General features: G+C 51.9%; 1 protein-coding gene. It reads right to left on the reverse strand.

The features are described from left to right. A partial coding sequence (locus tag AB4Z08_RS35800; RefSeq protein ID WP_441578573.1) for an AMP-binding protein occupies positions 1–713 on the reverse strand: 713 nt, incomplete at both ends.

Below are 713 nucleotides of genomic sequence, written 5' to 3' on the forward strand. Positions count from 1 at the left end.
TATTCCGGCAAGCGGCTGCGCAGGTATTCCAGGATATGGTCCCGGTCAAAGTCTGCGGCCACTACGTAACCGATCAATCGTTTGCTGCCGGTTTTATCTTCACGGGCAATCACAACACCCTGGCTCACACCCGCACAGGACGACAGCACACGGCTGATTTCTCCCGGCTCTACGCGGTAACCACGGATCTTCACCTGGTCGTCCACACGACCCATAAATACGATGTTGCCATCGGGCAGATATTTTACGAGATCCCCCGTGCGGTACAGTGTTACACCGTCTGAAGGGAAGTAAGGGTCGTTGATAAACCGGCCTGCTGTCAGGTCTGCATTGTTCAGATAACCCGCCGCTACTCCTTCACCGCCTATATATAGCTCGCCGGGAACGCCCACCGGGCAACGCTGTCCGGCATCATTCAACACATAAATACGCGTATTGGAAAATGGCTTTCCTACGGGTACCACACTATCGTATATACGTTCACGTGATACCACGTGCAATAATTTACCTACTGTAGTTTCTGTTGGACCATAGTGATTTACTACGGTGCAGGTACTACCTGACGCCCGGATATTATCTATCACGGCAGCTTCCAGCGCTTCACCGCCAAAAATCAGCAGTTTACCCGGCAGCAGTAAACGGTCCGGATCAGACAATGCCTTCCAGTGAGAGGGCACAATCTTGATGCAGTCTACCGCATGCTGTTCAAAATA

Source organism: Chitinophaga sp. RAB17 (genome assembly GCF_052114225.1).
GTDB lineage: Bacteria > Bacteroidota > Bacteroidia > Chitinophagales > Chitinophagaceae > Chitinophaga.